14 protein-coding genes and 1 other RNA gene are annotated in these 14,012 nt (G+C 31.7%); 9 read left to right on the top strand and 6 right to left on the bottom strand.

From position 1 onward, the window contains the following. Positions 1 to 5: 5 nt before the first annotated feature. A complete protein-coding gene (locus ACP15M_RS02605) occupies positions 6 to 1,691 on the bottom strand; it encodes a M23 family metallopeptidase (RefSeq protein ID WP_425075611.1) in 1,686 nt (561 codons plus the stop codon). A gap of 266 nt (positions 1,692 to 1,957) precedes the next feature. Between ACP15M_RS02605 and ACP15M_RS02600 the strand changes: the two genes are divergently transcribed. The 4 genes from ACP15M_RS02600 (at position 1,958) to rny (ending at position 4,435) form a co-directional block, all read left to right on the top strand. After that, on the top strand, positions 1,958 to 2,248 hold the full coding sequence (locus tag ACP15M_RS02600) for a hypothetical protein (RefSeq protein ID WP_405333105.1): 291 nt from the start codon (positions 1,958 to 1,960) through the stop codon (positions 2,246 to 2,248). Positions 2,249 to 2,263: 15 nt separating this feature from the next. Beyond that, positions 2,264 to 2,557, top strand: coding sequence for a cell division protein ZapA (locus ACP15M_RS02595; protein WP_425075610.1), 294 nt, complete (start codon positions 2,264 to 2,266; stop codon positions 2,555 to 2,557). Positions 2,558 to 2,615: 58 nt separating this feature from the next. Then, a non-coding RNA gene (ssrS, locus tag ACP15M_RS02590) (6S RNA) lies at positions 2,616 to 2,761 on the top strand. Positions 2,762 to 2,857: 96 nt separating this feature from the next. Further along, positions 2,858 to 4,435, top strand: a complete 1,578-nt coding sequence (gene rny, locus ACP15M_RS02585; protein ID WP_425075609.1) for a ribonuclease Y — start codon at positions 2,858 to 2,860, stop codon at positions 4,433 to 4,435. A gap of 35 nt (positions 4,436 to 4,470) precedes the next feature. Here the strand turns inward: rny and ACP15M_RS02580 are convergent, their stop codons facing one another. Together ACP15M_RS02580 and xerD are read right to left on the bottom strand one after the other, a co-directional pair. Continuing rightward, the gene (locus tag ACP15M_RS02580; protein ID WP_425075608.1) at positions 4,471 to 5,655 is read right to left on the bottom strand and encodes a PAS domain-containing sensor histidine kinase; all 1,185 of its coding nucleotides are present in this window, start codon (positions 5,653 to 5,655) and stop codon (positions 4,471 to 4,473) included. Between the two features lie 62 nt (positions 5,656 to 5,717). After that, entirely contained in the window at positions 5,718 to 6,626 is a 909-nt protein-coding gene (gene xerD, locus ACP15M_RS02575) for a site-specific tyrosine recombinase XerD (RefSeq protein ID WP_425075607.1), read from the bottom strand. A gap of 142 nt (positions 6,627 to 6,768) precedes the next feature. Here xerD and ACP15M_RS02570 point away from each other — a divergent pair, with 142 nt between their 5' ends. From ACP15M_RS02570 to aroQ, 3 genes are all read left to right on the top strand, one after another. Continuing rightward, positions 6,769 to 7,455, top strand: coding sequence for a porin family protein (locus ACP15M_RS02570; RefSeq protein WP_425075606.1), 687 nt, complete (start codon positions 6,769 to 6,771; stop codon positions 7,453 to 7,455). A 324-nt stretch (positions 7,456 to 7,779) separates the two neighbouring features. Next, positions 7,780 to 8,427, top strand: coding sequence for an outer membrane beta-barrel protein (locus tag ACP15M_RS02565; RefSeq protein ID WP_425075605.1), 648 nt, complete (start codon positions 7,780 to 7,782; stop codon positions 8,425 to 8,427). Between the two features lie 83 nt (positions 8,428 to 8,510). After that, complete coding sequence (aroQ, locus tag ACP15M_RS02560) at positions 8,511 to 8,927, top strand: type II 3-dehydroquinate dehydratase (RefSeq protein ID WP_425075604.1); 417 nt, start codon at positions 8,511 to 8,513, stop codon at positions 8,925 to 8,927. 101 nt (positions 8,928 to 9,028) lie between these two features. Here aroQ and lpdA read toward each other — a convergent pair whose 3' ends face one another. The 3 genes from lpdA to msrB all read right to left on the bottom strand — a co-directional run bounded on the left by lpdA (position 9,029) and on the right by msrB (position 11,607). Then, on the bottom strand, positions 9,029 to 10,405 hold the full coding sequence (gene lpdA / locus ACP15M_RS02555) for a dihydrolipoyl dehydrogenase (protein WP_425075603.1): 1,377 nt from the start codon (positions 10,403 to 10,405) through the stop codon (positions 9,029 to 9,031). Between the two features lie 57 nt (positions 10,406 to 10,462). After that, the gene (locus tag ACP15M_RS02550; RefSeq protein ID WP_425075602.1) at positions 10,463 to 11,017 is read right to left on the bottom strand and encodes a DUF1572 family protein; all 555 of its coding nucleotides are present in this window, start codon (positions 11,015 to 11,017) and stop codon (positions 10,463 to 10,465) included. A 104-nt stretch (positions 11,018 to 11,121) separates the two neighbouring features. Further along, positions 11,122 to 11,607 carry a peptide-methionine (R)-S-oxide reductase MsrB gene (gene msrB / locus ACP15M_RS02545; RefSeq protein WP_425075601.1) on the bottom strand — a complete coding sequence of 162 codons (486 nt, stop codon included), beginning with the start codon at positions 11,605 to 11,607 and terminating at the stop codon, positions 11,122 to 11,124. A gap of 205 nt (positions 11,608 to 11,812) precedes the next feature. On the opposite strand from msrB, the gene ACP15M_RS02540 reads away from it, so the two are divergent. Both ACP15M_RS02540 and ACP15M_RS02535 read left to right on the top strand, forming a co-directional pair. Next, positions 11,813 to 12,643: a M48 family metallopeptidase gene (locus ACP15M_RS02540; protein ID WP_425075600.1), complete on the top strand. Its 831-nt coding sequence runs from the start codon at positions 11,813 to 11,815 to the stop codon at positions 12,641 to 12,643. A gap of 59 nt (positions 12,644 to 12,702) precedes the next feature. Next, a complete protein-coding gene (locus tag ACP15M_RS02535; protein ID WP_425075599.1) occupies positions 12,703 to 14,010 on the top strand; it encodes an MFS transporter in 1,308 nt (435 codons plus the stop codon). Positions 14,011 to 14,012 lie beyond the last annotated feature (2 nt).

Raw genomic sequence — 14,012 nt, 5'->3', positions numbered from 1 at the left:
CTTTTTTATTTTCTAAAAAACGTTGCTTCAAATGTAGAACTATTTCCAATATTATCTATAACAATTACTTTCAAATTATTTTCTGTGGCAGAAATTACATCGTCTTCAAAACTGTATGTGAGTGTATCTTTTTTGTAATCATATTCCATTAAAATCCATTTTCCGTTAATGGTTGCTCTGTAATTACTAATACCAGAAAGATCATCATCAATTTTTAGTTTTAAGTATTTTGATTTGCTTAACCATTTCCCATCTTGAAAATTTAAAGGTTTGATTGTTGGACTTATGGTGTCTGAAGCTAAAGTAAAAGTGCCTAAAGATTTGGTTCTAGCTGTAAGAAAGTTGCCTTGTCTAGTCGTATTAACGTAATATGGTTTTTTGTAATAACCGTAAAGTTTTGCAATAAAAAGCTTGCTTTTATCCTCTTCAGAATAGTTTTCAATATTATAACTAATAGTGCAATTTTTCATAAGCGGAATCACATCTTTGTGCAATGTTAAAGTATCACTACTAACGGCAAAATCGATATAAAAATTGTCATAAAAGGTGTTTTTAGGAAAATAAACTGAAACAGATTTGTCTTCAAGTCTAAAAGGTTCGTCTGCTTGAACATAATAATTAGGTTGAAGCTCGTAGTGTTCTAATCGCTCTTTCGCTTTTTTGCCTTGAATTGGAATGTTTACCCAAGTTTCATTGCCTTTAAAATCTCTAATACGAATTTTATATACTGAAGCTGTGCTATCTTCCACTCGTATATAACCATTATTAGTCACATCGTTAAGCATGCTTAATGTGTTTCCCGATTGAACAAAGAGTTTTTGAACGCGTGATTTTTCAGTTTTATAAATTTCAAAGTCTATATAACGGTTAAGATGTTTGGTCTCGTCAAAACTGAAACGTTTAAAATCCATTTCAAAATTCTTATTTCCATTAAAAAAGGTCTGAATATTACTTACACCATTTTTGTTGTGAGCTAAATCTTGCTGGTCGTAGCTTACAACTCCAAAACCAATATCACCAAAAGCTTCAATAGGTTCAACACTATAATCGCCATTTTTGTTTGGAATAAGACGAAGTTCTTTTCTAGTTTTAACATCATTAACATGAGATGTTCTGTTTTTTGGATAGGCATAGATTGCCTTAACCACAGGTTGTTTGGTGTCTTTTATGTCAATACCAAATAGCATAGGATTGATTGGTCGTTCTTCATTGTCTCTAATTTCGAAGTGCAAATGAGGTCCACCAGAACTTCCAGAGTTTCCTGATAAAGCTACAATTTGATCTTTGGTTATTGGTAATTCTTCAGGAGTAGGGAAGACTTCAATTTCATACGATTCTTGTTCATATTGTTTTGCTTTAATGTATTTTTCAATAGCAGGAGCAAATTGTTTTAAATGTGCATAAACCGTTACATAGCCATTAGGATGTGTGATGTAAAGTGCTTTTCCGTAGCCAAAATGAGAAATTTTAATTCGACTCACGTAGCCTTCAGCAGCAGCAAAAATGTCTAAACCAGTTCGCTGTTGCGTTTTTAAGTCTAAACCTGAGTGAAAATGATTAGAACGAAGCTCAGCAAATGTTCCAGATAACACTAATGTTACATCAAGCGGATTTCTAAAATAATCTTGCGGATAAGGAGATTGTGAAAAACCAAACTGACAAATAAAAAGAATGAGATATAGATACTTCATGCGTACTGAGTAATATACTAAGGTTTTATAACGTAAATCTACTGAAATATTTTGATTATAGAAAATAATCTACGAGTTAATTTTGTTGAATTTGATTTCAAAAATACTAAAGTTATGTTTCAAATGACGATGTAATTTTAAAATTTAATGAAGAACTATCCTACTGTATTAGTGGTGTTTCAATATAAAATCAAAATTTATACTAAAACAATTGCTATTTTTCATTTGGTATGTTAACTTTGTTTCATCAGTATTGAAATTTGTAAATGAGTAAGATTGAAGATATTGTCGATTCGTTAGAGAATAAAATTAGTAAGGTTTTACATAAACTTGAAGTTTTGAAACAAACCAACGCTAAAATTTCAGAAGAATTAGCAATTCAACAGCAGAAAAATATAAGTCAACAGGAAGAAATAAGTTCTTGGGCTGATAAATACGAAGCACTCAAAATGGCAAATTCGTTACTGGGCAGTGACGAGAATAATAGAGAAACTAAGCTTAAAATAAATACATTAATAAGAGATATTGACCATTGTATTGCGCAATTATCTGAATAATGTAAATAATATGTAATGGCAGAACAGCTTAAAATAAAGCTATCTATAGCAAATAGAGTATATCCTTTAACAATTGCGCCTAGTCAAGAAGAAGGATTGCGAAAAGCAGCTAAAAAAATTGAAGCCATGATAAGCCAGTTTGAACAAAATTACTCTGTTCGAGATAAGCAAGATGTATTAGCGATGTGTGCTTTGCAGTTTGCATCTCAAGTTGAACAGAAAACAATAGATAAAGCCGAAGTAAGTGAGGAAGTGGAAACAAAGTTAAAAGCTTTAAATCAACTTTTACATGAGCATTTAAGTGCTTAACGTTCTTTTAAATACAATATTAGGTTACTGCCTACATTAGTTATTTTATTTTTGATAAACTCAACGTTAATTCTTTAAAAAGGGTGAGTTTAAGTTGTAAAATCGAGCTGCTAGTGCTTTATGCTGAATTTATTTCAGGATCTAAAGTATCTTAGGCAGATTTTTGATCAGCTTGTTAGCCCTAAACTTGTTTTTAAGGAGTTTATACAAAATCTGAAGCTGATGTAGGCTTTTTTTTTACACTCAAGTAAATTGAGAAATTTTGATAACATCAAAAAAACATTTTAAAACTAACTAAACATGGAAGCGAACACAATTTTAATGATTGTTGGAGGTGTAGTATTAGGAATAATACTAGGATATATTATTGCAAAGTCTCTAGAAAAAAATAATGCATCAAAACTTATTAAAGATGCTAAAAATGAAGCAAATTCAATTTTAAAAGAAGCCAAAAGTGAAGGTGAGTCTATTAAAAAGGACAAAATGCTTCAGGCAAAAGAAAAATTTATTGAGCTAAAAGCTGAGCACGAAAAAGTGATTTTATCTAGAGATAAAAAAATGGCTGAAGCTGAAAAGCGAACAAGAGATAAAGAGTCTCAAGTTTCAAACGAATTATCTAAAGCAAAAAAATCTAATCAAAGTCTTGAAAGTAAAATTAAGGACTATGATTTTAGATTAGAGTTTCTTGAAAAAAAGAAAGACGAAGTAGAAAAAGCACACAAAAGCCAAATTAAGCAGCTAGAAGTGATTTCTGGTTTGTCGGCTGAAGAAGCTAAGTCACAGTTAATAGAGTCGCTAAAAAGCGAAGCAAAAACTGATGCGATGAGTTACCTTCAAGACACGCTTGAAGAAGCAAAATTAACGGCTCAACAAGAAGCTAAAAAAATCATTATCAATTCAATTCAACGTATAGGAACTGAAGAAGCAATTGATAACTGTGTATCTGTGTTTAATATTGAATCTGACGATGTAAAAGGTAGAATTATTGGTCGTGAAGGTCGAAACATTAGAGCTATTGAAGCAGCGACAGGTGTAGAGATTATTGTTGACGATACTCCTGAAGCTATTATTTTATCGTGTTTTGATTCTGTGCGACGAGAGATTGCTCGATTGTCGTTACACAAATTAGTGACTGACGGAAGAATTCATCCAGCACGAATAGAAGAAGTTGTAAAGAAAACCGAAAAACAAATCGAACAGGAAATTATTGAAGTAGGTAAGCGTACTGTTATCGATTTAGGTATTCATGGCTTACATCCAGAGTTGATAAAACTTGTTGGTAGAATGAAGTATCGTTCGTCTTATGGTCAAAACCTATTGCAACACTCTCGTGAAGTGGCAAAACTTTGTGGAGTTATGGCTGCCGAATTAGGATTAAATCCGAAATTGGCTAAACGAGCAGGTTTACTTCACGATATAGGAAAAGTGCCTTCATCTGAAGCAGATATGGAAACACCTCATGCTATTTTAGGAATGCAATGGGCAGAAAAACATGGAGAGAAAGCAGAAGTTTGTAATGCCATTGGAGCACACCACGACGAAATTGAAATGACAACGTTATTGTCGCCAATTGTTCAGGTTTGTGATGCAATTTCTGGTGCACGACCAGGAGCACGACGCCAAGTTCTAGATTCGTACATTCAACGTTTAAAAGATTTAGAAGATGTTGCTTTCGGATTTACAGGAGTTAACAAAGCATACGCTATTCAAGCAGGTAGAGAATTACGTGTGATGGTAGAAAGTGAAAAAGTTTCTGATGACCAAGCAGCAAATTTATCGTTTGAAATCTCTCAAAAAATTCAAACCGATATGACGTATCCTGGACAAGTTAAAGTGACAGTAATTAGAGAGACTAGAGCTGTTAATATTGCGAAATAGAAATATTTAAATAATAGATTAAAAGCATCCTAATTTTAGGATGCTTTTTGTTTTTTTAAGGTTATGGTAAACGTCGATCCTTCATTTGGTTTACTGTCTAATTCAATTGTGCCATCTAAGGCTTCCACTTGAGTTTTGGTGATGTATAGTCCAATTCCTCTTGAATCTTCTCGATTGGTTCCATGAAAGGTTTGGTACATTTCGAATAATTGATTTTTATGCTTTTCCATATCAATCCCAATACCATTATCAGAGATAAGTAATTTAATTTCTGAATTGGTATGAATGGTTTGCAATATAATCTTTGATTTGCGTTCGGGATGACTGTATTTAATTCCGTTTGAAATTAGATTATGAAGAATGCTCTCAAAATAAGAAGCATTTGTTTTAATACAATCGGTTTCTCTAATTGCATTATGAATGCTAACATCTTTTTGCAAACTTTCAAGTTCTAAACTCTTTATAATCTTTTCGGCACATGAATGAATATGTATGTTTTCATTGATTTGTTCAATATTAGATTTAGACTTTATACTAATAATATCATTTAAATCTACTATTGTATTTGTTAGAGCTCCAGAAATAGTTTTTAGATGAATGATGAGTTCTTCTTTTTCTTGTTCAGTAGAAGCTTCATCATAAAACTCTAAGATGTTTTTAAAATTGCCGATATGAGTTTTAAGATTATGCGAAACTATATGCGTAAAATTATGAAGTCGCTTATTTTGATTAGTGATGAGTTCTAAATTAGTTTTGAGTAACTCTTCATTTTTTTTTCGACTTGAAATATCAACAACAGTTCCTATTATTCGAAGCGGTTTATTGTTTTTATCTCTGGTGACGACTTTACCACGATCAAGAATCCATTTATAGCTGCCATTCTTGCAAAGAACACGATGTTCGTTATAATAATGATCCAACTCACCATTTAAATGTGCATTGTAGTCTTTAAAATAAGCTTTTCTATCTTCTGGATGAACACGTTTGTCCCATTCTACTTTAGAATTTTTTATTTCTGAATCTTTATAGCCAATGAGTTCTTTTGTTTTTTCAGAATAAAAAACGTCATTAGTTTTAGCATTCCAATCCCAAAGTCCAACATTAGAATTTTCTAAAGCAAATTGCCATTTTAACTCGTCTAAATTTTTATTGGTATCGAGAGTAGCTATGTTGGTGTTTTTTGATTTTAATGAAGTTAACTTGTTCACTAACTGCTTCATAGTTTTTTCTTTTTTTTTAAGACACTAAAAAATGGTGATTGTCACACTATTCTTACAAAAAATTAGTTACGAGGATGATGTTTTAATAGTACATCTTTAAGGTGAGAACGATCTATATGCATATAAATTTCTGTGGTTGTGATACTTTCATGTCCTAGCATAAGTTGAATAGCTCTTAAATCGGCTCCATTTTCTAATAAATGAGTGGCAAACGAGTGTCTAAAGGTATGAGGAGAAATCACTTTGTTAAGATTAATAGCTTTAGCTAAATTTTTAATAATTGTAAAAATCATGGCTCTGGTTAATTGATGTCCTCTATGGTTTAAAAACAAAGTATCTTTAAATTCGGTTGGTACATCAATTTTATTGCGTTCTTGTTTCCAAATATGAATATACTTTTGCGTGGTATTACCAATCGGAACAAAGCGTTGTTTATTGCCTTTTCCAGTAACTTTAATAAAACCTTCCTCAAAGAATAAATCAGATATTTTTAAATTAATAAGTTCGCTAACTCGAAGTCCGCAACTATATAAAGTTTCTAAAATAGCTCTGTTGCGTTCTCCTATATATATATTGTTATAACTTTTAGACAGATCTATAGCTTCAATAAGCGAGTCAATTTCTTTAATGCTTAGTGTGTCTGGCAGCTTTCTTCCAGTTTTTGGAGATTCAATATGATCTAACGGATTAGTTGTTCTGTAATCTTCAAACACTAAATACGTAAAGAAACTTCGTAATCCAGAAATCAATCTAGATTGTGATCTAGCATTAATTTGCTTTGAAGCATCGTAAACAAATGATTGAATCGTGTTTTTATCTATGGCAATTGGAGAAATTAAATCATGATGTCTTTCAAGATAAAATATAAGTTTTTGAACATCACGCTCATAACTTTCTATTGAATTGTTAGACAAGCCGCGTTCTATCTTTAGGTAGTGTTTATAATCATTAATAGCATTTTGCCAAGTCATAATTTGATTTCTCTATAATATGTTTTATTGAGTTAAATGATTTATTGTCAGTGTTTAAAATGATTAATTTGCAGGTAAAATTGTTCGTTAAACGAAAAAAAATAGTTAGATTGTACCTAACCAATTAAAAACGTATAAAATTATGAAAAAAATTATGTTGTTAGCTGCTATTGCAGTATTTAGTTTTAGTTCTCTTGTAGCCCAAGATATTAGGTTTGGTGTTAAGGGAGGTGTTAACTTTGCCAACTTAGCTGGAGATTTTGGTGCATCTGGATATGATGATGATGTACGAGATGCAAAAATGAAAGTAGGATTTCACATTGGAGGTTTAGCTGAAGTTAAGCTTTCTGAAAAATTTGCTTTGCAACCCGAAGTACAATTCTCAAATCAAGGTTTTAAATCGTCTTATGAAGATTTTGATGATGGTCGTTCGGTAGATTATAAAGTAGATTTATATTATATCAATGTTCCTATTATGGCTAAATTCTTTCCTATCGAAAATTTAGCCGTTGAAGCTGGACCACAAATTGGAGTTTTAATTTCTGCTAAGAATGAATTCAATGATGCTCAAAACGATTTAAACTCAGAACTTGGAGAAGATGAAGTCGACACAAAAGATTTATACAAAACCATTGATTTTGGTTTTAATATAGGAGCAAGCTACGAATTAGAAAGTGGGCTTTTCTTTGCAGCTCGTTATAATATAGGAATTACTAAAGTAGATGAGGAAGATATTTACGATGATATTTATGATGATGTTGATTTTGGTGTTTTTTCTTTTTCAAGAAAAAATCGAGTGATTCAATTATCCGTTGGATTTATGTTTTAACTTAAAAATAGACGATATAAAAAGCCAAAACGATTAAGTTTTGGCTTTTTTATTGAACGAGAAACCTAATGGACTATATTTTATATCTACAAAAATTTGTACGGTTGTTTAAAAAGAATAAATTTGCACCTTTAAGTAAGGTTTGAACTACATATATAGATTTTTTTATTAAATTATGTTAATAAAGCTTATTTTTAAACAATTGATTATTAATCATTTAGCAAAAAATGTTTATAAAATTGTTAATAAGTACAAAAATATTGTTCATTATTTGAAAAAAAAGTATTTAGTTTGTACCTATCAAATTAAAAAACTTATAATATTATGAAAAAATTATTACTATTATCTGCATTTGCAGTATTCGGATTAAGCGTAAATGCTCAAGAAGAAGGTGAAAAAACATTTGGTTTTGAACAAGGAAACATCATTGTTGAAGGTGGAATTAACTTTAATAGCTCTACTGATGATGATGGTACTGTTGAAGACAAGTCAAGTAGATTTAACTTTATGCCAAAAGCTGGTTACTTTATCAACGATAAGTTTGCTGTAGGTATTGAGTTAGGAATTGGATCTGGAAAAGAAGAAACTACAGTAGGAGGAACTACTTCTGAAGACAAGACTAGCTCTTTTTCTGGAGGTGTTTTTGCTCGTTACTACTTTTTAGATTTAGGAAAGCGTTTTAAAACTTATGCTGAAGCTGGTGTAGGTTTCGGAAGTTCTAAATTAGAGCAAGAAGGTGTAGATGATGAATTAAAAACAACAGGATTTGGTGTTGGAATCGATTTAGGTATCAACTACTTTATCACTGAGTGTTTTGCTATTAACTTTGGTTTAGCTGATTTATTATCTTTCTCAAGTAATACAACTGAGTTTGGTGATGCTGAGTCTGATAGTACTAGCTTTAATGGTAACTTAAACATCTTCAATAACTTTTTTGATACAGCTACATTTGGTTTAACTTACAGATTCTAATTTTTGGTAAAACCAATTATATAAATTAAAACCGAAGCATTTGCTTCGGTTTTTTTATACCCAAATTTTAATATCTTTACTTTATGAAGAAGTTAATCATAATTAATGGTCCAAATATTAATTTGTTAGGTAAGCGTGAAACTAATATTTATGGCGATTTGTCGTTTACTGAGTTTTTTGAGTCCATAACTAATAAATATCCTAATATTGAATTAGAGCATTATCAATCTAATATTGAAGGAGAGTTAATAGACAAGCTTCAGGAAGTTGGTTATGCTTATGATGGTATTATATTAAATGCAGCAGCATATACACATACTTCAATTGGTATAGGTGATACTGTAAAAGCTATTGAGACTCCAGTTATTGAAGTACATATCTCGAATACCTTTTCTAGAGAAGAATTTAGACACCAATCTTATATTGCTCCTAATGCTAAAGGTGTTATTGTCGGTTTTGGTTTACAGAGTTATGAGTTGGCTATTCAGAGTTTTATTTAGTAAAAAAAGCTTCTAAAATGAGCTAAGAATTAGAATGATAAAAAATAAAAAATGCGATTCAGAAATGAATCGCATTTTTTATTTTACTTCTAGCTTCTAGCTTAAAGATGTATCACTTCATCATAAGCATCTGCTACTGCTTCCATAACAGCTTCACTCATTGTTGGGTGAGGATGTACAGCTTTTAATACTTCATGACCTGTAGTTTCTAGTTTACGTCCTAAAACAGCTTCAGCAATCATATCAGTCACTCCAGCACCAATCATATGGCAACCTAACCATTCACCATATTTAGCATCAAAAATCACTTTTACAAAACCATCCTTGTTTCCACCAGCACTTGCTTTACCTGATGCCGAAAATGGAAATTTACCAACTTTAATATCGATACCTTGTTCTTTAGCTTGTTTTTCAGTTAAACCAACACTAGCAATTTCAGGAGAACAATAGGTACAACCAGGTATGTTTCCATAGTCTAAAGCTTCAACATGTTGTCCAGCAATTTTTTCGACACATAAAATGCCTTCAGCAGAAGCAACATGTGCTAAAGCTTGACCTGGAGTGACATCTCCAATAGCATAATAACCTGGAATATTTGTTTGGTAATAATCATTAACCAAGATTTTATCTCTATCAACAGCAATACCTACATCTTCTAAACCAATATTTTCGATGTTAGATTTAATTCCAACAGCAGATAGTACTAAATCGGCTTCAAGAGTTTCTTCGCCTTTTTTAGTTTTTACAGTTGCTTTAACACCTTTTCCAGAAGTGTCTACATTAGTGACTTCAGAAGACGTCATAATTTTGATGCCACTTTTCTTGAAAGAACGCTCTAATTGTTTTGAAACATCCTCATCTTCAACAGGAACAATATTTGGTAAGTATTCAACAATAGTGACTTCAGTTCCCATAGAGTTATAGAAGTAAGCAAATTCAACACCAATAGCTCCAGAACCAACGACAATCATTTTCTTTGGTTGTTTTGGAAGTGTCATGGCTTCTCTATAACCAATTACTTTTTTCCCATCTTGTGGTAAACTTGGTAATTCACGAGAACGTGCTCCAGTTGCAATAATGATATGATCTGCACTGTAATCTTTTCCGTCAACTTCAACTTTTTTGCCAGTTTTTAGTGTTCCGAAGCCTTCAATAACATCAATTTTATTTTTCTTCATTAAAAATTGAACGCCTTTACTCATGCCTTCAGCAACACCACGACTACGTTTTACCACAGCGTCAAAATCATGAGCTGCGTCTTTAACGGTTAATCCATAATCTTCTGCATGTTTTAGGTATTCAAAAACCTGAGCAGATTTTAATAAGGCTTTAGTTGGAATACAGCCCCAATTTAGGCAAACACCACCTAAGCTTTCTTTTTCTACAATTGCAGTTTTAAAGCCTAGTTGAGAAGCTCTAATTGCTGTTACGTAGCCTCCAGGACCACTACCAAGTACTATAATATCATATTTACTCATGAGTATATTTTTGTCTAAAATTTTGAGGATACGAAGTTACAAAACCAAATTGTAATATTAAAGGTCATCAGTAAAATGTCTTCTACCTTTTTCTTTACTGAATTTTTCTTGATTGTAAGAGCTAGATTTTCCTTTTGGAATTGATAGCGAAACCCAATTATTTCCTTTGATTAGTTTTCCTAAAAAGACAAGTTGACCAATATGATAGGAGTAATGTGCTAATTGTCTGTTGATGGCTTCAGTGATAGAATGACCTTGATTTCGTATATAGATGATATTTTCTAGTTGTTCGGTTTTTAAAGGTGTAATAGCATCAAATAAACAATTCCATCCTTTGTTCCAATACGTTAGCAATTCTTCTTTGCTTTTAAAAGTATCTACAAACTCACTATCACGATGTCTCCATTTTTTTTCACCATCTTCAGTTAAAAAGTTTGTCCATCGACTTAACATGTTTCCTACAATATGTTTTACAATGATTGCTATTGAGTTTGAGTCTTTTGAAAATTCTTTTTGAATCTCATGAAGTTCTAGCTGACTAATGGTTTTGTCTCCTAGGCTTTTATAATACTCAAATTGTTTAGTTACGCTATTTAAATATGATACTGACATAAATTTATATTGTTTATCATCATAAAAATAGTGATGCAAATTCTAAAACGCTATGAAAATTTATAGATAGAATTTATAGCACTATTCTAATATTTGAAACTAAACTAGTTAATTTTAGGAACAAATGTTAAAGCAACACCATTAATACAATGACGTTTTCCAGTGGTGTTTTTTGGACCATCATTAAATACATGACCTAAATGACCACCACAAGTAGCACAATGCTCTTCAACTCTTAAATATCCTAAATTATTATCAGTTGAGAAGGCAACATTGCCTTTAATTTCACGGTCAAAACTTGGCCAGCCAGTTCCAGAATCAAATTTATGCTCACTTTTAAACAAAGGTGTGTTACAGGCAGCACAATGAAAAACACCTTCATTATATTCTTTATTTAAGTCGCTAGAAAACGGACGCTCAGTACCAGATTGCCTTAGTACATAAAACTGTTCTGGAGTAAGTTCTTGTTTCCATTCTGCTTCGGTTTTATTGACCTTAAAAACGTCTTTTTCTGATGTTTCCTTTTTTTGAGCCGAAGTATTACAATTATAAAGTAAAGTAAGAACTAATAATGTGATGATTTTTTTCATGTAAATGCATTTAATGTTTTTTAAGTCGATTTAGAATGACTGAACTTACGTTAGATAAAAAAAAATATGAATTTAATCTGTTTTATGTTTGTTATTTTTGAGTATTAGTTTTTAATATTTAAAATGTGACATTTTAAAAGATATTGTGTCTAAAATTGCAGAACGAATTTTGTAAATTAGCTATTACATATTAAATACATTAACCATGAAACATAAAAACACCATAGTGGCACTTTTTACCTTAGCCTTATTCTTATCATGTGCTACTAATCCACTCACAGGAAATAAAACATTAGCGTTTGTTTCTAACAGTCAAATTTTTCCTTCAGCGTTTGCTCAGTACGATCAATTTTTATCAGAGCATGAGGTTGTTCATGGAAATTCTGACGCAGAAATGATAAAACGTGTAGGTCAAAGAATTGCTGTTGCTGCTGAACGTTGGCTAAATGCAAATGGACATGAAGGTTATTTAAAAGACTACCAATGGGAATATAATTTAGTTAATGATAAAACTGTGAATGCTTGGTGTATGCCTGGAGGAAAGATTGTTTTTTACACAGGAATCCTTCCGATAGCTCAAAATGAAACAGCTATAGCTGCTATTATGGGACATGAGGTTGCTCATGCTTTGGCAAATCATGGTCAGCAACGTATGAGTGCTGCTTACATTCAGCAAGGACTTGGTGTAGTTGGGAATATTGCTATTAAGGATGAGCAAACTAGAGATATTTTTAATCAATCCTATGGTGTAGGATCAAATGTTTTAGGAATGTTACCTTTTAGCAGAAGTCATGAAACCCAGTCTGATGAATTCGGGTTGCGATTAATGGCAATTGCTGGATATAATCCTGATGAAGCCGCAGAATTATGGAAACGTATGAAAGCGAATAGTGGAGGACAAGGACCACCACAGTTTTTAAGTACTCATCCTTCAAACGATACACGTATTTCTAATTTACAGAAATGGTCACCTGTAGCTAAAGCAGAAGCCAAAAAGTTTGGAGTATCTTCTTTTAGACCATTAGGAGAATTTTAATAATAAGTTCATAAAAAAATATTACTTTAGAAGCTGCTTACTTAAAAGCAGCTTTTTTTATGGAACAATTACAAAAAGGCAGTAAAAAACTGCTTAATGCTTGGGCTTTTTACGATTGGGCAAATTCGGTTTATACCCTTACAATTGCATCTTCAATATTTCCAATTTTTTATTCCGCCTTGTTTATATCTGAAACAGAAAAGATTGTATCTGCTTTTGGTATGGAGTTTAAAAGTACTGCACTTATCACTTATGTTACAGCGTTTACATTTTTGGTGGTTTCAATTACATCTCCTATACTTTCTGGTATTGCAGATTATGTTGGTAACAAGAAAAACTTCATGAAATTCTTTTGCTATGTTGGAGGAGTAGGTTGTATAGGTTTATACTGGTTTAGTATTGAGCATATACATTTGAGTTTATTGTTCTATTTTATGGGATTGATAGGGTATTGGGGAAGTTTAGTGTTTTATAATTCGTACTTGCCAGATATAGCATTTCCAGAACAACAAGATAGTGTAAGTGCTAAAGGATTTAGTATGGGTTATATTGGAAGTGTTTTACTTTTAATATTAAACCTAGTAATGGTAATGAGTCAAGACACTGGAGAAGCGAAAATGCTAATGATGCGTTATTCGTTTATTACAGTGGGTTTATGGTGGATATTGTTTAGTCAATACACTTTTTACTGGTTGCCAAAAGGAACCTCTAGCGGACACAAAGTGACTAAAGCTGTTGTCTTTGATGGTTTAAAAGAATTGAAGTTGGTTTGGATTCAGCTTCAAGGAAATCTAAGATTAAAACGTTATCTCATTGCTTTTTTTGTGTTCAGTATGGCAGTTCAAACCATTATGCTTGTAGCTGTTTATTTTGGAGAAGAAGAAATTGCTTGGGGAAATTCTGATGCTAAAACGCAAGGATTGATTGTAAGTATTTTAGTGATACAATTAGTGGCAATACTTGGAGCTTTTTTAACATCTAGAGCTTCTTCAAAATTTGGTAATATTACAACACTTATCGTTATTAATGTTATTTGGATGTCTTTATGTGTATATGCTTATTTTATGGAAACACCAATGCAGTTTTATATTGCAGCATCATTGGTTGGCTTGGTAATGGGAGGCATTCAATCGTTAGCAAGATCAACCTATTCAAAGTTTTTACCAGATACTGAAGATACGACTTCATATTTTAGCTTTTTTGATGTTGCTGAAAAAATTGGAATTGTAATTGGCATGGTCATTTTTGCAACTATAGATCAAATCACAGGAAGTATGCGAAATGCAATTCTGTTTTTATTTATCTTCTTTTTGGTAGGAATAGTTTTACTATTTAGAGTTCCGAAAGAAAATATTAATCCAAATTAAAA

Origin of the sequence: Psychroserpens sp. S379A, assembly GCF_049800755.1 — a bacterium.
Lineage (GTDB): Bacteria > Bacteroidota > Bacteroidia > Flavobacteriales > Flavobacteriaceae > Psychroserpens.
Note: the sequence above shows the minus strand (reverse complement) of the source record. Positions and strands in the feature narration are given on the sequence as shown.